Annotated in this window: 17 protein-coding genes; 7 read left to right on the top strand and 10 right to left on the bottom strand. The window is 65.7% G+C overall.

Annotated features, from left to right (window positions below; genetic code table 11):
* Positions 1 to 39: 39 nt before the first annotated feature.
* The 4 genes from EWH12_RS09565 to EWH12_RS09550 all read right to left on the bottom strand — a co-directional run bounded on the left by EWH12_RS09565 (position 40) and on the right by EWH12_RS09550 (position 4259).
* On the bottom strand, positions 40 to 1107 hold the full coding sequence (locus EWH12_RS09565) for a PA0069 family radical SAM protein (RefSeq protein ID WP_129926419.1): 1068 nt from the start codon (positions 1105 to 1107) through the stop codon (positions 40 to 42).
* 112 nt (positions 1108 to 1219) lie between these two features.
* Positions 1220 to 1747, bottom strand: a complete 528-nt coding sequence (gene moaB / locus EWH12_RS09560; RefSeq protein ID WP_066601542.1) for a molybdenum cofactor biosynthesis protein B — start codon at positions 1745 to 1747, stop codon at positions 1220 to 1222.
* Positions 1747 to 3537, bottom strand: a complete 1791-nt coding sequence (locus tag EWH12_RS09555; protein WP_129926418.1) for a lytic transglycosylase domain-containing protein — start codon at positions 3535 to 3537, stop codon at positions 1747 to 1749. Before EWH12_RS09555 ends, moaB begins: the two co-directional genes overlap by 1 nt.
* Positions 3534 to 4259 (bottom strand): uracil-DNA glycosylase family protein, encoded by a 726-nt coding sequence (locus tag EWH12_RS09550; RefSeq protein ID WP_129926417.1) that lies wholly within the window; start codon positions 4257 to 4259, stop codon positions 3534 to 3536. Before EWH12_RS09550 ends, EWH12_RS09555 begins: the two co-directional genes overlap by 4 nt.
* Before the next feature lie 132 nt (positions 4260 to 4391).
* Between EWH12_RS09550 and EWH12_RS09545 the strand changes: the two genes are divergently transcribed.
* From EWH12_RS09545 to EWH12_RS09515, 7 genes are read left to right on the top strand one after another with little or no spacing between them, the layout of a single operon-like run.
* The gene (locus tag EWH12_RS09545; protein ID WP_129926416.1) at positions 4392 to 6044 is read left to right on the top strand and encodes an electron transfer flavoprotein-ubiquinone oxidoreductase; all 1653 of its coding nucleotides are present in this window, start codon (positions 4392 to 4394) and stop codon (positions 6042 to 6044) included.
* A 19-nt stretch (positions 6045 to 6063) separates the two neighbouring features.
* A complete protein-coding gene (locus EWH12_RS09540) occupies positions 6064 to 7698 on the top strand; it encodes a tetratricopeptide repeat protein (RefSeq protein ID WP_129926415.1) in 1635 nt (544 codons plus the stop codon).
* Positions 7685 to 8578, top strand: coding sequence for a 4-(cytidine 5'-diphospho)-2-C-methyl-D-erythritol kinase (locus EWH12_RS09535; protein WP_066601554.1), 894 nt, complete (start codon positions 7685 to 7687; stop codon positions 8576 to 8578). The genes EWH12_RS09540 and EWH12_RS09535 overlap by 14 nt, the downstream gene beginning before the upstream one ends.
* Positions 8575 to 9291 carry an N-formylglutamate amidohydrolase gene (locus EWH12_RS09530; protein ID WP_129926414.1) on the top strand — a complete coding sequence of 239 codons (717 nt, stop codon included), beginning with the start codon at positions 8575 to 8577 and terminating at the stop codon, positions 9289 to 9291. Before EWH12_RS09535 ends, EWH12_RS09530 begins: the two co-directional genes overlap by 4 nt.
* Complete coding sequence (locus EWH12_RS09525) at positions 9288 to 9665, top strand: hypothetical protein (RefSeq protein WP_242496000.1); 378 nt, start codon at positions 9288 to 9290, stop codon at positions 9663 to 9665. Before EWH12_RS09530 ends, EWH12_RS09525 begins: the two co-directional genes overlap by 4 nt.
* A complete protein-coding gene (locus EWH12_RS09520) occupies positions 9662 to 11053 on the top strand; it encodes an NAD(P)H-hydrate dehydratase (RefSeq protein ID WP_129926413.1) in 1392 nt (463 codons plus the stop codon). Before EWH12_RS09525 ends, EWH12_RS09520 begins: the two co-directional genes overlap by 4 nt.
* Positions 11050 to 12267: a class I SAM-dependent RNA methyltransferase gene (locus EWH12_RS09515; RefSeq protein WP_129926412.1), complete on the top strand. Its 1218-nt coding sequence runs from the start codon at positions 11050 to 11052 to the stop codon at positions 12265 to 12267. The genes EWH12_RS09520 and EWH12_RS09515 overlap by 4 nt, the downstream gene beginning before the upstream one ends.
* 109 nt (positions 12268 to 12376) lie before the next feature.
* Here the strand turns inward: EWH12_RS09515 and EWH12_RS09510 are convergent, their stop codons facing one another.
* The 6 genes from EWH12_RS09510 to EWH12_RS09485 all read right to left on the bottom strand — a co-directional run bounded on the left by EWH12_RS09510 (position 12377) and on the right by EWH12_RS09485 (position 19339).
* A complete protein-coding gene (locus EWH12_RS09510; protein WP_129926411.1) occupies positions 12377 to 13576 on the bottom strand; it encodes a type III PLP-dependent enzyme in 1200 nt (399 codons plus the stop codon).
* Between the two features lie 147 nt (positions 13577 to 13723).
* Positions 13724 to 14896: a carboxynorspermidine decarboxylase gene (locus EWH12_RS09505; protein WP_129926410.1), complete on the bottom strand. Its 1173-nt coding sequence runs from the start codon at positions 14894 to 14896 to the stop codon at positions 13724 to 13726.
* A gap of 112 nt (positions 14897 to 15008) precedes the next feature.
* Positions 15009 to 16229: a saccharopine dehydrogenase family protein gene (locus EWH12_RS09500; protein WP_129926409.1), complete on the bottom strand. Its 1221-nt coding sequence runs from the start codon at positions 16227 to 16229 to the stop codon at positions 15009 to 15011.
* An 84-nt stretch (positions 16230 to 16313) separates the two neighbouring features.
* Positions 16314 to 16661 (bottom strand): GFA family protein, encoded by a 348-nt coding sequence (locus tag EWH12_RS09495; protein WP_129926408.1) that lies wholly within the window; start codon positions 16659 to 16661, stop codon positions 16314 to 16316.
* 28 nt (positions 16662 to 16689) lie between these two features.
* A complete protein-coding gene (locus EWH12_RS09490) occupies positions 16690 to 18288 on the bottom strand; it encodes a cisplatin damage response ATP-dependent DNA ligase (protein WP_129926407.1) in 1599 nt (532 codons plus the stop codon).
* A gap of 58 nt (positions 18289 to 18346) precedes the next feature.
* Positions 18347 to 19339 carry a ligase-associated DNA damage response exonuclease gene (locus tag EWH12_RS09485; protein WP_129926406.1) on the bottom strand — a complete coding sequence of 331 codons (993 nt, stop codon included), beginning with the start codon at positions 19337 to 19339 and terminating at the stop codon, positions 18347 to 18349.
* Positions 19340 to 19344 lie beyond the last annotated feature (5 nt).

Below are 19344 nucleotides of genomic sequence, written 5' to 3'. Positions count from 1 at the left end.
ACCATAGTCGGCCACCCAAAGCCGCCCGAACAACGGAGGCTAAAACAACAGCATCTGCGCGCCTTCGGGTGGGCGGAAGAGGTCGGTGCGCAGGGTCAGCCGTTCCGCGCCGAGGCCTGCGCGCTTGCGGGCTTTGCTGAAGCGGGTGCGGATGAGGTCGGCCCAGACGCCCTGTCCGCGCATCCGGGAGCCGAAATCGGGGTCGTTGTCGCGGCCGCCGCGCAGGTCGTTGATGATCGCCATCACCTTGGCCGCGCGATCGGGATAATGGGCGTCGAGCCAGGCACGGAACAGAGGAGCGACTTCGTGCGGCAGGCGGACCGGGATGAAGGTCACCTCGCGTGCCCCCGCCTCCGCGACGCGGGCGACCAGGGCTTCGATCTCATGGTCGGTAATGGCGGGGATGACGGGCGAGATGCTGGCGGTGACGGGGATGCCGGCCGCCGATAGCTGACGGATCGCCTCGATCCGGCGCAGCGGATGCGGCGCGCGGGGTTCCAGGGTGCGGGCAATGGCGGGGTCGAGGCTGGTGACGGATAGCATCACGGCCACAAGCCGGTCGCGCGCCAGATCGGCAAGCATATCGATGTCGCGCAGGATGCGGTCGGACTTAGTGGTGATGAACGTCGGGTGGCGGGTTTCGACCAGCAATTCCAAGATGTCCCGCGTAATGCGCCAATCCTTTTCGATCGGCTGATATGGGTCGGTATTGGTGCCCATGGCGATGGGTGCGACGACATAGTTACGCTTCGACAGTTCGGCGCGCAGCAGTTTTGCGGCGTCGGGCTTGGCGAATAATCTGGTTTCGAAATCCAGGCCGGGGGACAAGTCGTGATAGGCATGGGACGGGCGCGCGAAGCAATAGATGCAGCCATGTTCGCATCCGCGATAGGCGTTGATCGATTGGGAAAAGCCGATGTCGGGGCTGGCGTTGCGGGTCAGGATGGTGCGGGGATGTTCGACCGTGACCTGGGTCCGGCGGCGGGGGACGGGACCGTCCAGATGCTCGACCGCATCGAGCCAATCGCCGTCGGCCTCCCGTTGGCGGAGGTTGAAGCGGTGGCTGTCGCCGTTCAGCGTTGCGCCCCTGCCTTTCTCGATCGCCATGGGGCATGAGAACATGAAGGGAACAAAATGTCAAATGAGACAAGAAATGCGACACTAGAATCGCATTCGTCATTTTCATTTGTTAGCTAACTAATTAAATAGACGGTGGGCCTTAATGCTCCATCAGCCGCGGCATCAGTTCAACGAAGTTGCAGGGGCGGAAACGGCTGTCGAGTTGGGTGACGAGGATACCGTCCCATGCGTCCTTTACCGCGCCGGTCGATCCGGGCAGCGCAAAGATATAGGTGCCGCGCGCGACGCAGGCTGTGGCGCGGGACTGGATGGTGGAGGTGCCAATGCTCTGGTAACTCAGCCAGCGGAACAACTCGCCAAAACCGGGGATTTCCTTGTCCTGCACCTGGGCGAGGGCTTCGGGCGTGACGTCGCGGCCAGTGACGCCGGTGCCGCCGGTGGTGAGGATGACGTCGATCTGCGGATCGTCGATCCAGGCGTGCAGCCGGGCGACGATGGCGGACCGGTCGTCGCGCTCGATATAGCGGGCGGCGAGGATATGGCCGGCGCTTTCCAGCCGTTCGACCAGGGCGTCGCCGGAGCGATCCTGCGCCAGGCCGCGCGTGTCGGAGACGGTGAGGACGGCGATCCGCACGGGAATGAAGGCCCGGCCCTCATCGATCGGCATCAGTCGGAACCGCCGCCCATGCTGGCGCCCGTTGACGCACGGCCATCCGCCTTGCTCAGGCGCACCAGCTTTACGCCCTTGGCATTGGGGAAGGTCGGCCACATGCCCTGCGCCATGCCGGTCAGGCAATCGGCGCTGCCCTTCGCCTGGATCTGGTACATCCAGTAGTTGCGCATGACGATGTTCACATAGGCGCGGGTTTCATAATAGGGCAGCGATTCCATGAAGAGCAGCGGATCGCCCTTGTCATGGACCTGCGTGTTCCAGCGATCGACCGGCTGCGGGCCGGCATTATAGGCGGCCATCACCTTGGGCAGCAGACCGCCGGTCGCGCTCATGTCGCGCAGCGATTCCAGATAGCGCTGGCCATATTCCATGTTGGTGGACGGCACGAAGAGTTGCGATGCGTTGGTGAGGCCCACATCGCCGGCGGTGCCGGGACGGACCTGCATCAGGCCGCGTGCGCCCGCGCTGCTGACGACATCGGAGCGGAAGCCCGATTCCTGGAGCGTGTGGGCGTAAATGAGCGAGGGATCAACGCGCCAGCCGCCATCGGGCCGCCAGTTTGGCGCGGGGAAGCGGGCGAAGCTGGCCGGCTGCTTGCCGGCCGGGCCATTATGGGCGAGCCAGAGTTGGGTTGCGGGCAGGCTGAGCGCGCCGGCGAGGCGCAAAAGCGCATCATATTGCGCCGGACCGCCGATTTTGGCCTGATAGCGCAGGATTTCGTCGGCGCGGCCATTGTCGCCAATCGCCGAAAGGGCAATGGCGGCGTGGACGTTGGGGCTGCCCTTGAGCACGCCCCAGTCGATGTCGCTGAAACGGCTGACCAGCGCGGCGGCCTGCATGGGCAGGCCGAGCGATTCGCGGGCGAGCAGGCCGTAAAAGGTTTCGTCCGAACGGGCGGCCTGTTTGAGATAGGCCGCGACCTTCTCCGCTTCTCCGCAGACCATATAGGCGCGCGAAGCCCAATAGGCGCCGGCGGCGCGCATGTCGGCGTCGCCCGCCAGCGCGGCGACATTGGCGAAGGCGGGGGCGGCGGTGCGGCAGTCATTCTGACGCCAAGAGGCAAGGCCATTGGTCCAGTGCGCCTGCACCGTCCAATCGCCGCCGGTGCGGGTTTCGAGCGCGCGCACGGCCATGCGGCGGGCGTTCACATCGTCATTCTCTATATAATAGGCCCAGGCGACGCGCTGGCGCACTTCGGTCAGCCCTTCGGAGGTCAATCCTGCTTCGCCGGTGGCGAGCAGCCCTTCGGCGCCGGCCGGATCGTCATTCTTCACATAAGTCTGGATCTGGCCGGCGAGCGCCTGGGCCAGCGCATCGGTCTTGATCGCGGCGACATATTGGCGGCGCGGGGCGGAACCCAGCCAGACCATCTTCTGAATTTGCGGCAAGTCCGGCAGGATGGTGGCGCCGCGCTTTTGCGCCAAACGAGAAAGTTGGTCGGCCTTGGGCAGCCAGGCGGCCTTGTTGATAAGGTCCAGCAGGTCGAACAGTTCGACCCGCGGCGATCCCTTCGCCAGATAGAGTTCGGACAAGGCCAGCGGCCGGACGGCATCCTGCGCATCCAGCGCAGCGATCATCGCCTTGGCCTCGCTCCATTGTTGCGCCTGCAACGCAGAGAAAATAGCGCGATAGCGCGCCTTGTCGCCGTCACCCAGTTGCAGCGGCGAGTTTTGCATGGACAGTGTCGGTATGGAGGGGGCGGTTTCGGCCTTTGCAGGAAGCGCAGCGGCCAGGCCCATGGCGATCAGGACGAAACGGGACATTTGGGTCGCGGCGCGAATCACGGACGGGTTTCCTCGATCAGGCTTTGCAGGGCGCGCCAGCATTCCGCCTTGGCCGCAGGCTGGGTCAGCAGCAGCCGGGGGTGGAATGTGGCGACAGCGGGCACAATGCCGCCATCATGATTAAATTGGCGTAAACTATCGGACGATGCCGCGCCGTCCGTCGGCATCAGCGCACGGATCGTCCGATCGCCCAACAACAGCAGGCGGCGCGGCTGAGCCAGCGCGACATGGGTGCGCATCCGATCGGCCGCATGGACCAGGTCCGCCGCCTCCACCATGCCGCCGGGCGGACGGGCGGTGAAGAGCGAAGCGAGGTGGATGGCGTCGCGGTGAAGGCCGATGGCCCGCAGCATCGCGTCGAACAGCAATCCGGCGCGATCGGCCAGCAGCCGGCCTTCGCCGATATCGAAAGGATCGGGCAGGTCGGTGACGACCATCAGCGTCGCCTGCGCCGGGCCGGACGGCGCAATCTGTGCGCCCGTCCAGCGCCGTTCGGGCTGGGCAGGATCATGGGCGAGCCATTCAAGGAACGATTCGAGCGTCCGCGGTTTTTCCACGATGGACGCTGTAATCGTGGCGGCCATCGGGGTCGCGGAGCGCGCAACGACAGGGCGCAGCCAGTTAACCGGCGATTCGCCTATGGCGCTATCCACGCCCGCCAGCCGCCACCACGCCAGATAGGCGTCGGCGGTCGCCGCATCATCCTGCAATAATCCCCGCATCGCGAACAGTTAGGGCCAGAGGTTGACGAGGGGGTCAAGGTGCTTCATCGCCTTGACTGGTAAAGTGTTGGACTAATGCGGCGATTGGAGAGGACGGGGTGCAGCCCGCCGATCGCCCCAATGGAGGGATGAATGAGCGAACGGGATTCGATGCCCTATGACGTCGTGATCGTCGGTGGAGGGCCGGCCGGTCTGTCGGCGGCCATCCGGTTGAAGCAATTGGCGAATGATTCGGGCCAGGAACTGGCGGTGTGCGTATTGGAAAAGGGGTCGGAAATCGGCGCCCATATCCTGTCCGGCGCGGTGATAGATCCCAAGGCGCTGGACGAACTGCTGCCCGACTGGCGGACGCAGGGCTGTTCGCTGGCCGATGTGCCGGTGACGGACAACCAGCACTGGTTCCTGACCAAGACCGGCAAGATCGCCATGCCGCACATCATGACGCCCGGCTGGATGCACAATAAGGGCACCTACACCGGATCGCTGGGCAATTTGTGCCGCTGGCTGGGCGAACAGGCCGAAGCGCTGGGCGTGGAAATCTTCCCCGGATTCGCGGCGGCCGAAATCCTCTATAATGAGGATGGCAGCGTGAAGGGCGTCGCCACCGGCGACATGGGCGTCGACCGCGAAGGCGAGCATAAGGGCGATTATCAGCCGGGCCTGGAACTGCACGCGAAATACACCTTCTTCGCCGAAGGCGCGCGCGGCCACCTGACCAAGATTTTGAAACGCCAGTTCGCGCTGGACGCCGACAGCGAGCCGCAGGTCTATGGCCTGGGCATGAAGGAATTGTGGGACATCGATCCCGCGATGCATAAGCCGGGGTTGGTTATCCATTCGCAGGGATGGCCATTGACCGATGCCTATGGCGGCGGCTTCCTCTATCATCAGGCCAATGGCCAAGTCGCCCTGGGCTTCGTCGTCGGGCTGGGCTATCGCAACCCGCATCTCTATCCGTTCGAGGAGTTCCAGCGCTGGAAGCAGCACCCGGAAATCCGCAAGTTCCTGGAAGGCGGGCGCCGCGTGTCCTATGGCGCGCGCGCGATCAACGAGGGCGGCTGGCAGTCGATCCCCAGGCTGGTCTTCCCCGGCGGCGCGCTGATCGGCTGTTCGGCCGGGTTCGTGAACGTGCCCCGGATCAAGGGCACCCATACCGCGATGAAGTCGGGGATGCTGGCGGCCGAGGCGGCGTTCGAGGCGATCCAGAATGAGCGCGCCCGCGACGTGCTGGACGATTATGAGTTGCGCCTGCGGTCGAGCTGGATCGCGGACGAGTTGAAGCTGGTCAAGAATGCCGAGCCTTTGCTGTCCAAGTTCGGCGGGACGATCGGCACACTCCTGGCGGGCATCGACATGTGGATGCGCACGCTCAAGATCGGCCTACCCTTCACGATGAAGCACAAGGCCGACAATGAGAAGATCTGGCCCAAGGATAGCTGCGCTAAGATCGCCTACCCCAAGCCCGATGGCGTGGTGAGCTTCGACCGGCTGTCGTCGGTGTTCCTGTCGAACACCAATCACGAGGAGGACCAGCCGGTCCATTTGCAGCTCAAAGATCCGGCGATCCCGATCAGCTACAATCTGCCCCTTTATGACGAGCCGGCGCAGCGTTACTGTCCGGCGGGCGTCTATGAAGTGGTTGGTCAGGAAGAGGGCAATCCCCGGTTCCAGATCAACGCGCAGAATTGCGTCCATTGCAAGACGTGCGACATCAAGGACCCGACCCAGAATATCAACTGGGTCGTACCCGAAGGCGGCGGAGGACCGAATTATCCGAACATGTAAGCGCCTGACCCTGTTGCTGATGCTGACGACCCCGGCGGTGGTTCCGACCATGGCGGGGGCGTCGGTCGATCCTGACGGCGCGCTCCACGCCTATGCGCGGGCGCGGATGGCGGACGGGGATGGGGCGCTGGGGCTGGCGGTCGCCAGCTATCGCGAGGCGCTGAAGCAGGACCCGGCGCGGATCGAGATTGCCCGGCGATCCTATGTGCAGGCGCTGGAAAGCGGGGACCGGCTGCTGGCGCGGCAGTCGGCCGCGCTGCTGGACGCGGCAGGATTGTTGCCACGCGACGGCACGCTCCTGCTGATCGGCGAGGCGCTGTCGGCAAAAAATTGGGTCGGCGCGCGGACATTGACCGACCGGATGCTGGAGGAAGGCAATTTCGCGTTCCTGACGCCCATTATCCGCAGTTGGATATCGCTGGGCGAGGGGCGATATGCGCCGCCGGTGATCGATGGCAAGGATCGTTTCGCGGCGCTGGGGTTGCGCTATGCCGATGAACATACGGCGCTACAGGCGCTGGCGCGGAGCGACCTGACGACGGCGGCGCCCGCGACGCGGCGGGCGCTGGCGGTGCGCAGCGGCGATGGCGCGGCGTTGCGGCTGGCCTTTGCCGGGCAATTTGCGGCGCGCGGCGCCAAGGCGGAGGCGTTGACGCTGTTGCCGGTCGGCAGCGCCAGTTTCGCGCAGGCGCGCGCCGATATCGCCAAGGGCAAGGGATTGAAGGCGGCCGGCGCGGCGACGACCCCGGCGCAGGGCTTTGCCCGGCTGCTCGCTCGGCTGGCGGCTGATGTGTCGTCCGATTCCGGCAGTTCTGCATTGGGGCTTCGATTGGCGCGGATCGCCACGTTCGCCGATCCCACCGGCCCGGAAATCCATATCGTCGCGGCCCGGCTGCTGACGGCGCAGGGCCATGCGGCGGGCGGCGTCGCGGAGGCGGAGAAAGTCCCGGCCAATGGCTGGTATGGCGCGCTCGCGCAGGCCGAACTGATCGACGCGCTGGCGGCGGCGGGCGACATGGACCGCGCGCTCGCGCTGGCCCGCGCGCAGGCGGCCGAGCCGGGCGCGGAGGCGGAGCGGCAGGTGCGGCTAGGGCGACTACTGGCGCAACGCGACGATTTCGATGGCGCGGCGGCGGCGTTCCGGGCGGCGCAGGCGGGATATGCGGACGATCAATTGCCCTGGACGTTGCTGCTGTTCGAGGGCAGCGCGCTGGAACAGGGCAAAAGATGGGACGAGGCGCGGGCGGTGCTGGAGCGGGCCGCGAAGATCGCGCCCAATGAGCCGGTGATCCTCAACTATCTGGGCTATGCGCAGATCGAGCGGCGGCAGAATGTCGAGGCGGCGCTGGAATTGCTCAAAAAGGCGAGCGCGCTCAAGCCGCAGGACGCATCGATCACCGACTCGCTGGGCTGGGCGCAGTTCGTGACGGGCGATGTCGATGCGGCGGTGCCGGTATTGGAGCGGGCGGCAGCGGCGGCGCCGACCGACAGCACGATCAACGAGCATCTGGGCGACGCGCTATGGGTCGCGGGGCGGCGCTATGAAGCGCGCTACGCCTGGGCGGCGGCGTCGGTCTTTGCCGAGGGCGATGTGGCAGCGCGGCTGGCGGCGAAGCGCAAGATGGGGATGATGCCCGAATATGCCGCACCCTGACGCTGGGCTGGACGTGGACATGTTGACGACGCCTGTCACCGAGATCGCCTACGCCAAGGTCAATGTCGCGCTGCATGTGCGGGCGCGCCGCGAAGATGGCTATCATGCTTTGGAGAGCCTGTTCGTTTTCGCGGAGGATGGCGATCGCTTGCAGGGATGGGCGAGCGACGATGGCGCGATCCACCTGACGATCGACGGGCCGTTCGGGGCGACGCTGGACGCGGGTCCGGACAATCTGGTGGTGCGGGCGGCGCGCGCGTTGCAGGCGTATCTGGGCGAGCAGCGCGGGGCGGCGATACGGCTGACGAAAAATCTGCCGGTGGCGTCCGGCATCGGCGGCGGATCGGCGGATGCGGCGGCGGCGCTGCGGTTGCTGGCGCGGCTGTGGATTGTGCGGATCGATGACGGGGAGTTGATGGGGCTGGCATTGGACCTGGGATCCGATGTGCCGGCCTGTGTGCCCAGCGTGACGCAAATGGTTATGGGGCGCGGCGAAAGGCAGGCGCGCCATGCCGTCGATGGGCTGGACGCATGTTCGATGCTGCTGGTCAATCCCGGCGTCGGCGTGTCGACTGCGCAGGTTTTCGCAGGATGGGACCGGGTGGATCGCGGGCCGTTGGATGGTTCCAGCCTGGGCGTGTTGTGCGCTATGGGGCGTAATGATTTAGAGGCGGCTGCGCTGGCGATCGCGCCGGTGATCGGCGATGTGCTGGCGATGCTGGCGGCGCAGGAGGATGTGCTGCTGGCGCGCATGTCGGGATCGGGCGCGACCTGTTTCGCGCTGTTTCGCAGCGATCGCGCCCTGGCGGCGGCGGCGCAGGCGGTGCGGCGGGCCAATCCCGGTTGGTGGGTGATGGAAACGCGGATCAGGAGCGCATGAGCGAAGCCTATACACAGATTGGCGGCGGCGGACTGGACCTGCTGATCGTGGGGGATCATGCGTCCGCGCATGTGCCGGACGATATCGACCTGGGCATCGACCCGGCGTTGCTGCGCCAGCATATCGCGATCGACATTGGCGTGGCGGAAGTCAGCCGGCTGCTGGCCGGGCAATTAGGTGCGACCGCGATATTGGGCGGCGTGTCGCGGCTTGTGATCGACCTCAATCGGGAGGAAGATGCAGCCGGCTTGCTGCCGGTGATGAGCGATGGCCATGCGATCCCCGGTAACCGCGACGCGGATCTGGCTGCGCGCATGATGCGCTTCCACCATCCCTATCATCATCGGGTGGCGACGCTGCTGGAAGGCATGACGTCGCCCTTCATCCTGTCGGTCCATAGTTTCACGCCGCAATTGGCGAGCGATCCGGGGCAGCAGCGGCCATGGGATATCGGGGTGCTGTATAACCGGGACGATCGCGCAGCGCGGATCGCCATTCCGCTGCTGGAGGCGGCGGGGCTGATGGTCGGCGACCAGTTGCCCTATGCCGGGACATTGCTCAATGCGACGATGAACCGCCATGCCGAAGCCAATGGCATCCCCTATCTGGGCGTGGAGATGCGGCAGGATCTGGTCGGTGATGCCGAGGGGCAAGCGCGGTTCGCGGCGATATTGGGGCCGGTGGTGCTGGAATGCAGGAGCCGGTTGGCATGATTCGGGTCGCAATGGGGCTGGCGGCGCTGCTGCTGTTGACAGGTTGTGGGGGCGAGGCGGGGTCTTCACGCGATAATTCCGCCGCGGCGGTGGACGTCGCGCAGGTCGATGACGGCAAGGCGGATTGCGCGCTGGCGGGGGCGGGCGAATGGGCGCGCGACTGCCTGGTCGAGCAGGCCGGGGACATGTTGACGCTGCGGCATCCCGATGGCGGTTTCCGGCGCTTTCGCGTGCTGGCGGACGGACGCGGGCTGGAGGCGGCCGATGGCGCGGAGGCGGCGACGCTCAGCATATTGGATGACAAGCGGATCGAGGTGGTCGCGGGCGACGATCGCTATCGGCTGCCGGCGCGGATGGCCGGTTCCGGGCGATGACCGGCGGGCCGATCCTGACGGCGGCGGAGATGCGCGCGGCGGAGCAGGCGGCTTTCGATGCGGGCGTCGATGACTATGCGCTGATGGAGACGGCGGGCGCGGCGGCGGCGGAGATCATCTGGCGCGCCGGGCATAAGCGGGATGCGCTGATACTCTGCGGGCCGGGCAATAATGGCGGCGACGGCTATGTCATCGCGCGGATATTGCGTGACCGCGGGGTGCCGGTGCGCGTAGCGGCTTTGGGCGCGAGCCGGACCCTATCGGGCCAGCGGGCGCGGGCGGCATGGGGCGGGCCGATCGAGGATATGATGCGCGCGGCGCCGGCGACGCAACTGGTCGATGCGCTGTTCGGCACCGGGCTGACGCGCGGGTTGGATGACGCCGTGGCGGCGCGGCTGTGCGTGCTGGCCGGGGCGGCGGCGATCAGCCATGCGGTCGATGTGCCGAGCGGGGTCGATAGCGATAGTGGTGCGATGCTGTCCGCCGTGCCACGTTTCGGCACCTGCATCGCGTTGGGCGCCTACAAACCTGCGCATCTGTTGCAACCGGCGGCGGGGCGTAGCGGGCGATTGGTGCTGGCGGACATCGGCATAGCGGTGTCGAGCGCGGTGCATCGGTTGGGCGCGCCCATCCTTTCGACGCCGGCGGCCGACGCGCATAAATATACGCGCGGCCTGGTGGCGGTGGTCGGTGGCGCGATGCCGGGCGCAAGCCTGCTGGCGAGCATCGCGGCGGCCCATTCCGGGGCGGGGTCGGTGCGGCGCTTTGCTGTCGATCGACCGATCGTCGGCCCGCACGCCGTCGTCAATCGCCGGATCGAAGCGCCCGAGGGGATCGGCGAGGCGCTGGCGGACGAACGGATCGACGTCGTGCTGGTCGGGCCGGGGCTGGGGCGGGACGCCGATGGCCGGGCGCGGCTGGCGGCAGCGATGGACGCTGGTCATGCCCTGGTGCTGGACGCGGATGCGCTGACCTTGCTGGGCGAAGAGGGCGCGCGCGCCATTCCTGCGGGCGCGATCCTGACGCCGCATGAGGGCGAATTTCAGCGGCTGTTCGGGGACTTGCCCGGCAGCAAGATCGATCGGGCGCTGGTCGCGGCACGACAATCGGATGCGGTCGTGGTGTATAAAGGCGCGGACAGCGTGGTCGCCGCGCCGGACGGGCGAGCGGCGGTAGCGACGGGCGCTTCGCCCTGGCTGTCGACAGCGGGGACCGGCGACGTGCTGGCCGGGCTGTGCGCCGGGCGGCTGGCGGCGACGGGCGATCCCTTTCGCGCGGCGTGCGAGGCGGTGTGGTTGCATGGCGAGGCGGCGCGGCGGGCCGGGCCGGCCTTTGTCGCGGATGATTTGCTTGAGAGCCTACCAGCGGCTATCGCCGCGCGATTGTGACCGACACCGACAACGCAACCGATTCCGGCATCATCATCCGCATCGCCGCCAAGGGCGACGGCATCACGGCCGACGGCCGCCATGTCCCGCTGACCGCGCCGGGCGACCGGATCGGCCCCGGCGGCTTGGTCATCGCCGGGCCGCATCATGTCGATCCGGCCTGCACCCATTTCCCGGCCTGTGGCGGTTGCCAGATCCAGCAACTGGACGAGGCGAGCTATGCCGCGTTCGTGACGGGGCGGGTGACTGGCGCGCTGGCGGGGCAGGGCGTGGCGCCTGCCACGGTGCTGCCGCCCCATATCTCCCCACCGATGACCCGGCGACGGGCGGCGTTGCGCGCTGCGCGGGCGGGGAAGCGCCTCACCATCGGCTTTGCCGAGGAGGGCAGCCACCGGCTGATCGACCTGGAAATGTGCGCGGTGCTCGATCCACGGCTATTTGCGTTGGTGGCGCCGCTGCGGGGGCTGCTGGCGACGATCCTGCCCGACAAGCGCGCCGCGCATGTTAAGATGTCTCTGATCGACCAGGGCGTCGACCTGTTGCTGGAGGGGGTAAAGGTCGAGGGGCTGGCGGCGGACGAGGCGCTGGGCGACTTTGCGCGGGCGCATGGGCTGGCGCGGCTGACCATCGATGAGGGCGACGGCGCGCAGACGCGATGGGAGCCGGAGGCGGCGACGATCAGCTTCGGCGGCGTGCCGGTGGGTTTTCCGCCCTTCGCCTTCCTCCAGGCGACGCCTGATGGCGAGGCGGCGCTGGTCGGCGCGGTGCGCGATGCGCTGCCGGAGACGGGGGCGATCGCCGATCTGTTCGCCGGCCTTGGCACCTTTGCGCTGGCGCTGGGCGACGGGCGTCCGGTCTATGCCGGCGAGGGCGCGCGGGATGCGATCCTTTCGCTCAAGCTCGCGGCCGGGCGGGCGCAACGACGGTTGGCGGCAGATCATCGCGACCTTTTCCGGCGGCCGCTGACCCCCGAAGAGTTGAACCGCTTTGCCGCGGTGATCCTGGATCCGCCGCGGGCGGGCGCGCGCGAGCAGGTGTTGCAACTGGCGGCGTCGGCCGTGGCGGTCATCGCCTATGTGTCCTGCAATCCGGCAAGCTTCGCGCGCGATGCGGCGCATCTGACGGCGGCCGGCTATCGGCTCGATAGTGTCAAGCCAGTGGGCCAGTTCCGCTGGACGACCCATGTCGAGCTGGTCGGCATCTTCCGCAGATAAGACAATCCCTCGCCGCGAGGGGGGGAGCGGCGAGGGATTGGCAGTTTTTTGCGTCCCTGCTCGTGGTTGGCCGGGAACAGGCATCCTCTCCGGGGGAACCGGAGTCGGTTTAGCCCAGCTTGATGACGTTTGCGCGACGGCGGACCGGCACGACTTCGGTGTAGAGGCTGGCCATCGGTTCGTCCTCGACTTCGATCGTGGCTTCCGACGTGAAGCCGTTGAAGCCGGTCCGCATCGCCGCGCCATAGGCGCCGAGCATCCCGATTTCGATATAATCGCCCACAGTCACGTCCGCCGGGAGCATGAACGGGCCGACCATATGGTCCATGTCGTCGCAGGTCGGGCCGTAGAAGGAGAAGGCGGTCAGTTCCTCCTCGCTCTCGTCTTCCCGCAACAGAGCGACGGGGAAGCGCCAGCCGATATGCGCGGCATCGAACAGCGCGCCATAGGCGCCGTCGGTGATGTAGAGTTCAGTGCCGCGACGGCGTTCGACCCGGACGATGATCGAGCTATATTCCGCCGACAGCGCGCGGCCGGGTTCGCACCACAATTCCGACGAATAGCTGACCGGCAGGCTTTCGAAACCGCGATGGATCGCTTCGAAATAATTTTCGAGCGCGACCGGCTCCATGCCCGGATAGATGGACGGGAAGCCGCCGCCGACATCGATGATGTCGACCGTGACCGCCGCATCGACGATCGCGGCGCGGACACGCTCGATCGCATCGCTATAGGCCTGCGGGCTCATCGCCTGGCTGCCGACATGGAAGCAGATGCCCAAAGCATCGGCGGCCTGGCGCGTGGCCATCAGCAGTTCGCGGGTTTCGCCCAGTTCCGCGCCGAACTTCGACGCGAGGGAGAGTTCGGAATGTTCGGACGACACGCGCAGGCGCACGCACAGCTCCAGATCGGTCGCATCGTCGCAGGCGCGCATGATCTTTTCCAGCTCGTCGATCGTGTCGAGCGAGAAGGTGCGCACGCCGTAGCGATGATAGGCTTCCGCGATCGCTTCTTCGGCCTTGACGGGGTGCATGAAGCAGAGTTTGACACCCTCTTCGCCCGTCAGCGTCTCGGCGACCAGACGCACTTCGGCGATCGAGGCCACGTCGAAATGCGTGACTCCGTTAGCGAACAGCGTGCGGATCAGATCGGGTGACGGGTTCGCCTTGACCGCATAGAGCGAGCGCCCCGGAAACTTCTCAACGAAGAAACGGGCGGCCCTAGCAGCGGCTGCGGGGCGAATCAGCGTTACCGGGGCTGCCGGTTTGAGGGTGGTCGCTACCCCCAGCGCGCTAGGATGCTTGTGCAATTCAAGGGACCTCCAGTGTAGTTCAGGGCGAAAAGCTGCCTTGCGGTGGAAGTCCCATGGGGCAGCGGACGGTCGATATATGCGGAGGGGTCCCCCCTGTAAAGCGCATGTGAAAATTTTGTTGCGCAGGAGGCTACGAAACGTGCGTTACGAGAGACGGGTCTTGAAATCGCTATAGGAAAAGGCGCGGATTTCCTTGAGTTCATCGGTTTCCGAGTGCCACAGCCAGATGGCTGGAAGAGGCACACCGTTGAAGGTGTTGGTCTTGACCATCGAATAATGGGCCTGATCGAGGAAGGCGATGCGCGCGCCCGGCTCCGCGCCGCCGGGGATTCGATAGTCGCCGATAATGTCGCCCGCAAGGCAGGAGGGGCCGCCGAGTCGGGTGACCGGGCCATCGTCCGGCTCATGCAGCATGGCGGGGCGATAGGGCGCCTCGATCACGTCGGGCATATGGCAGGTCGCGCTGATATCGGTAATGGCGACGGGCATCCCGTTGTCGATCACATCGAGGATTTCGCCAACCAATATGCCCGCGTCGAGCGCCATAGCCTCGCCAGGCTCGATATAGAGGGTGAGGCCGGTCTGCGCCTTGATCCCAGCCAAGAAGGCGATGAGGTCGTCGATCTGGTAATCGGCGCGGGTGACATGGTGGCCGCCGCCGAAGTTGAGCCATTTGAGGCGGTCGATATGGGGCATGACATACGGTTTGATCGCCGCCCAGGTCCGCTCCAGCGGGGGTAGATCCTGCTCGCAAAGATTATGGATGTGCAGGCCGTCGACGCCTTCGAGGTGTTCGGGGCGTAACTGGTTTACCGGGAAGCCCAGGCGGCTGTGCGGTTGTGAGGGATCATATTTCGGCACTTCCCCCTCCGGATGGAGGGGGTTGAGGCGCAGGCCGATGTCGAAGACGCGGCCGTCGGCGCGCGCGGCGTCTATGACGGGCTTGAAACGGGCGATCTGGCCGGGGCTGTTGAAGATCACATGATCCGAAATCTTGAGGATTTCGGCCAGGTCTTCGGGCTTGTAGGCGGCGCAATAGGTCGCGACTTCGCCCTGATATTCTTCGTGAGCGAGGCGCGCTTCATAGATGCCCGATGCGCAGACGCCGTCGAGATATTCGCCCAGCACGCCCCCAAGCGACCACATCGAGAAAGCCTTGAGCGCGCCCAGGACCTTGATGCCGGCGCGGTCGCCTATGTCGCGCAGGACGGCGAGGTTCCGCCGTACCGCGGCCTCATCCACCACGAAGGCGGGCGAGGGGACGCGGTAGAGGTCGAAGCGGGCGAAAGCGGCGGGATCGCCGGCACGGGTTTCCATGGGGTAATACTCCATCCTGCCGCGCCGTCACCCCGGCGAAAGCCGGGGTCTCACTTCTTTGTGGCGCCACAGAAGAAAAGAGAGATCCCAGCCTGCGCCGGGATGACCAAGTTTAGAAGGCCAGCGGCGCGTCCAGTTCCTTCACCTGCCAGGGCAGGCCATGCTTGTTGAGCATGTCCATGAAGGGATCGGGATCGAACTGTTCGATGTTGAAGACGCCGCCATTTTCGCCTTCCGGGGCTTTCCACGCCCCGGTCAGCATCAGCGCCGCGCCGATCATCGCAGGCACGCCGGTGGTGTAGCTGACCGCCTGGTTGCCGGTTTCGGCATAGGCGTCTTCATGGTCGCAGACCTGATAGACATAGACGGTCTTTTCCTGACCGTCCTTCTGGCCCGTGGCGATGTCGCCGATATTGGTCTTGCCCTTGGTGGTCGACCCAAGGCTTGACGGTTCGGGCAGCACGGCCTTGAGGAACTGGAGCGGGATGATCTCCTGACCATTGTAGATGACCGGATCGATCCGGGTCATGCCGACATTCTGGAGCACTTCGAGATGCTTGAGATAGGCGTCGCCGAAGGTCATCCAGAAGCGGATGCGTTTGATTTCGGGATAGAATTTTGCGAGGCTTTCCAGTTCCTCATGATACATGAGGTACATGTTCTTTTCGCCGACCTGGTCGAAATCGAACGTCTGTTTGTGGCTCAATGCCGGGCCTTCGACCCATTCGCCATTCGCCCAGTGGCGCGACGGCGCGGTCACTTCGCGGATGTTGATTTCCGGATTGAAGTTGGTGGCGAAATGCTGACCATGGTCGCCGCCATTGCAGTCCAGAATGTCGAGCGTGTCGATCGTGTCGAGCAGATGCTTCTTGATATAGGACGCGAAGACGCTGGTGACGCCGGGGTCGAAGCCAGACCCCAGCAGCGCCGTGATACCGGCTTCCTTGAAACGGTCCTGATAGGCCCACTGCCAGCCATATTCGAACTTGGGCGTGTCGCGCGGTTCGTAATTGGCGGTGTCGAGATAGTCGGTCTTCGTGGCCAGGCAGGCGTCCATGATCACCAGATCCTGATAGGGCAGGGCCAGGTTCACGACCAGCTTGGGCTGCACCTTCTCGATCAGAGCGATCGTCTCTGCGACATTATCGGCATCGACCTGCGCCACGTCGATGGTCACGCCGGTGCGCGCCAGAACCGATTCGGCGACCTTCTCGCAACTGACGAGGCGGCGGCTGGCGAGCGTGACATGGCTGAAAATATCAGGGTTCATCGCCATCTTGTGGACCGCGACAGACCCGACGCCGCCCGCGCCGATGACCAGAACCTTGCTCAATTCAAATGCTCCATCACTATGGTCGCGCCCGACGCGCGAAAGCGCCCATATAGGGACGTCGCGTGACAGCGCAAAGTCAGACTGTCAGAAGCTGGCGCCGTCGACCTTGTTGATCGTCAATGCGTCGATATCGACCGCTGGCACGCAACGCAGGTTGATCGCGCGCATCTCACCCTGCGGCGACTTGCCGAGCGCGAACGCTTCCGTGCCGCAGGTCTTGCAGAATTGATGCGTGATCGCGTGCTTGTAGAAGAGATAGTCGTTCAGTTCGTCCGCGCCGCTATCGAGCGTGAACTGATCCGCCGGCACGAAGGTGAGGACGAAGCCCTTGCGGCTGCAATGGGAACAGTTGCAGGTCATGCCTTCCGTCGGCGCTTCGGCCGCGACGCTGAAGGTCACGGCGCCGCAATGGCAGCTTCCGGTATAGGGCATATCCGTTCTCCTTTTGATCCATCCTGCGCTAACTCACCAGCTTCTTCAACCCCTCCACCGTATCGGCCTCCGCCGCTGGCTTGTCCTTGCGGATGCGGGCGATGCGGGGGAAGCGCATGGCGAGGCCGGATTTATGGCGTTTGCTGTCGTGGATCGAGTCGAACGCGACTTCCAGCACCAGCGTCTTTTCGACCTCCCGCACCGGGCCGAAACGGGCGACCGTATTCTGGCGCACGAAGCGGTCGAGCCATTTCAGCTCCTCGTCGGTGAAGCCGCTATAGGCCTTGCCCACCGGATGCAATTCGCCGTCCGGGGTCCAGCAGCCGAACGTATAGTCCGAATAGAAGGAGGAGCGTTTGCCGTGGCCGCGCTGGGCGTACATCATGACGCAGTCGGCGGTCAGCGGATCGCGTTTCCATTTGTACCAGAGCGCGGCCTTGCGCCCGGCGACATAGGGGCTGTCGCGGCGCTTGAGCATGACCCCTTCGATCGCGGCGTCGCGCGTGCCGGCGCGGATGTCGGCGAGCGCTTCGAAATCGGGGGCGTCGATGACGGCGGACAGGTCGAAGCGGTTCGGGTCAAGGCCGGGCATAAACGCTTCCAGCCGGGCGCGGCGGTCGGTCCAGGGGAGGGTGCGCAAATCCTCGTCCCCTTCGATCAACAGGTCGTAAAGGCGGACGAAGGCGGGGTAGTCGTCCATCATCCTGGCGCTGACCGTTTTGCGGCCGAGCCGCTGCTGGAGCGCGTTGAAGCTGGCCGCGGCGCCGCCATGTTCGGCGGCGCCCTGCACCTCGCCCTTCACCAGCAATTCCCCGTCGAGGACCGCATGGCCGGTGAAGGCGGCGGCGATTTCCGGGAAACTGCCGGAAATATCATCACCGGCGCGGCTGTAGAGGCGGGTTTCGCTGCCGGTGCCGACGATCTGGATGCGGATGCCGTCCCATTTCCATTCAGCGGCATAGTCAGTGAGGTCGACGCTGTCGGCCTCCAATGGATGGGCGAGCATGAAGGGGCGGAAATAGGGCGTGCCTTCCGGGTCAGGGCGGCCGGTGCGGCCCTCCGCCCAGTCGAACAGGGCGGTGTAGGGCGGGGCGAGTGCGTGCCACACCTGTTCGACATCATCGACGTCTAGGCCAAAGCCCTGGGCGAAGCCGGTTTTGGCGAGGCGGGCGGAGATGCCGACGCGAAGGCCCCCGGTGGCGAGTTTCAGCAGGGCGAAGCGGCCGGAGGAATCGAGATGATCCATCATCTGCGCGAGGGCATCGGGCGCGGCGGCGCGGCTGACACCATGGAGGCGATCGATCACGGCCGCCAGGCTGAGCGAGCCGTCGTCCAGTTCGGCGGTCTGGTCGTCCCGCTTGGGCCAGAGCAGGGCGACGGTTTCGGCGAGATCCCCGACATAGTCGCGGCTCATTTCATAGAGGACGGGGTCGGTGCGGGCGCGGATCATCTCGCCGATGGCGGAGGATTTGACGGCCTTGAGATCGAGATTGCCGGTCAGCGCGGCGAGCGCCCAGCCGCGATCGGGATCGGGCGCGTCGCGCATATAGGCGGCGATCAGGTCCAGCTTGCCGTTGCGGGAACGGGTGTAGACGAGGCCGTCGAGAAGTTGGGAGAATTGCCTCATTTGCGCGCTTCCGTTCTCGACAGGCTCGAACCGAACGGATGTGGGTTGTGCGATCGCATTACCCCTCATCCTCATCTTCGCGGCCGACCAGCGCCAGGGCGCGGGCGCGAATCTGGTGGGTCATGCACCAGTGCAGAAGGGCTTCTTCGCGGCCATGGGTGATCCAGGTTTCGCTCGGCGCGACTTCGCGTATCGTATCCGTCAGTTCGTCCCAGTCGGCATGGTCCGAAATGACCAGCGGCAGTTCGACATTCTTCTGCCGTGCGCGCTGGCGCACCCGCATCCAGCCGGACGCCATGGCGGTGATCGGATCGGGCAGGCGGCGGCTCCAGCGGTCGTTGAGGGCAGACGGCGGCGACAGGATGATGCGGCCGCGCATTTCCTTTGCGAGCACCCCGGTCGCGGGGCGCAGTTCGCCCATGGCGACGCCGAACTCTTCGTATAGGGCGCACATCCTCTCCATCGCGCCATGGATGTAGATCGGATCATGATGGCCGCGCGCGCGCAGTTCGCAAATGACTCGCTGCGCCTTGCCCAACGCATAGGCGCCGACCAGCACGCAGCGGTCAGGATGGACGTGCAACGCGGCGAGCAGCCGGTCCATCTCGCTGCCGGTGTCGGGGTGGCGGAAGACGGGGAGGCCGAAGGTCGCCTCGGTCACGAAGATGTCGCAGGGCACCGGCTCGAACGGCAGGCAGGTCGGGTCGGGGCGGCGCTTGTAATCGCCGGTCACGACGATCCGCTCGCCACCATGCTCCAGTACGATCTGGGCGGACCCCAGCACATGGCCGGCAGGGACGTAGCGGATCGCGACGCCGCCCATGCGGACTTCCTCGCCATAGCCGACCGCGGTGCCGCTGGCGGTGCCGTAGCGCAGCGCCATGATCGCCAGCGTCTCCCGCGTCGCCCAGACATGGCCATGGCCGCCGCGGGCATGATCGGCATGACCATGTGTCACCAGCGCCCGCTCCTGCGGCAGCGACGGATCGATCCAGGCATCGGCGGGACGGACATAGATGCCGGTGGGGTGTGGTTCGATCCAATGGGCCATGTCTG

The organism is Sphingobium cupriresistens (assembly GCF_004152865.1).
In the GTDB taxonomy this organism is placed as follows: domain Bacteria; phylum Pseudomonadota; class Alphaproteobacteria; order Sphingomonadales; family Sphingomonadaceae; genus Sphingobium; species Sphingobium cupriresistens.
This window is presented reverse-complemented; position numbering and strand designations above follow the sequence as displayed.

Coding starts and splice junctions, on each gene's coding strand:
- EWH12_RS09530 (WP_129926414.1), top strand. CDS start 8,575: ATGAGCGAAGCCTATACACAGATTGGCGGCGGCGGACTGGACCTGCTG.
- EWH12_RS09485 (WP_129926406.1), bottom strand. CDS start 19,339: ATGGCCCATTGGATCGAACCACACCCCACCGGCATCTATGTCCGTCCC.
- EWH12_RS09550 (WP_129926417.1), bottom strand. CDS start 4,259: ATGCGGGGATTATTGCAGGATGATGCGGCGACCGCCGACGCCTATCTG.
- EWH12_RS09505 (WP_129926410.1), bottom strand. CDS start 14,896: ATGGAAACCCGTGCCGGCGATCCCGCCGCTTTCGCCCGCTTCGACCTC.
- EWH12_RS09490 (WP_129926407.1), bottom strand. CDS start 18,288: ATGAGGCAATTCTCCCAACTTCTCGACGGCCTCGTCTACACCCGTTCC.
- EWH12_RS09520 (WP_129926413.1), top strand. CDS start 9,662: ATGACCGGCGGGCCGATCCTGACGGCGGCGGAGATGCGCGCGGCGGAG.
- EWH12_RS09565 (WP_129926419.1), bottom strand. CDS start 1,107: ATGGCGATCGAGAAAGGCAGGGGCGCAACGCTGAACGGCGACAGCCAC.
- EWH12_RS09540 (WP_129926415.1), top strand. CDS start 6,064: ATGCTGACGACCCCGGCGGTGGTTCCGACCATGGCGGGGGCGTCGGTC.
- EWH12_RS09495 (WP_129926408.1), bottom strand. CDS start 16,661: ATGCCCTATACCGGAAGCTGCCATTGCGGCGCCGTGACCTTCAGCGTC.
- moaB (WP_066601542.1), bottom strand. CDS start 1,747: ATGCCGATCGATGAGGGCCGGGCCTTCATTCCCGTGCGGATCGCCGTC.
- EWH12_RS09545 (WP_129926416.1), top strand. CDS start 4,392: ATGAGCGAACGGGATTCGATGCCCTATGACGTCGTGATCGTCGGTGGA.
- EWH12_RS09525 (WP_242496000.1), top strand. CDS start 9,288: ATGATTCGGGTCGCAATGGGGCTGGCGGCGCTGCTGCTGTTGACAGGT.
- EWH12_RS09535 (WP_066601554.1), top strand. CDS start 7,685: ATGCCGCACCCTGACGCTGGGCTGGACGTGGACATGTTGACGACGCCT.